This is a genomic window from Microbispora sp. NBRC 16548 (assembly GCF_030268985.1).
GTDB classification, from domain to species: domain Bacteria; phylum Actinomycetota; class Actinomycetes; order Streptosporangiales; family Streptosporangiaceae; genus Microbispora; species Microbispora catharanthi.
Window position 1 is genome coordinate 1 of record NZ_BSSF01000098.1, and the last position, 353, is coordinate 353.

Annotated in this window: 1 pseudogene; it reads right to left on the reverse strand. The window is 66.0% G+C overall.

The annotated features are described in order from the left end of the window. Positions 1 to 353: pseudogene (locus tag QSK36_RS43200) on the reverse strand (DNA-directed RNA polymerase subunit beta); the annotation flags it as partial.

The following is a 353-nucleotide window of genomic DNA, read 5'->3' on the forward strand; positions in this document are numbered from 1 at the left end:
TGCCGAAGAACTCCTTGATCGACGCCACGACCGGGCGGATGTTGATCAGGGTCTGCGGCGTGATCGCCTCGACGTCCTGCGTCGTCATGCGCTCGCGGACGACGCGCTCCATGCGGGCCAGGCCCAGACGGACCTGGTTCTGGATCAGCTCGCCGACGCTGCGCAGACGGCGGTTGCCGAAGTGGTCGATGTCGTCGGTCTCGACGACCACCGAGCCCTCCGGGCCCATCGACTCCTCACCGGCGTGCAGCCGGACGATGTACTCGATGGTGGACACGATGTCCTCGTCGGTCAGCGTGCCCTGGGTGATGTCGGCCTGGACGCCCAGCTTCTTGTTGATCTTGTAACGGCCG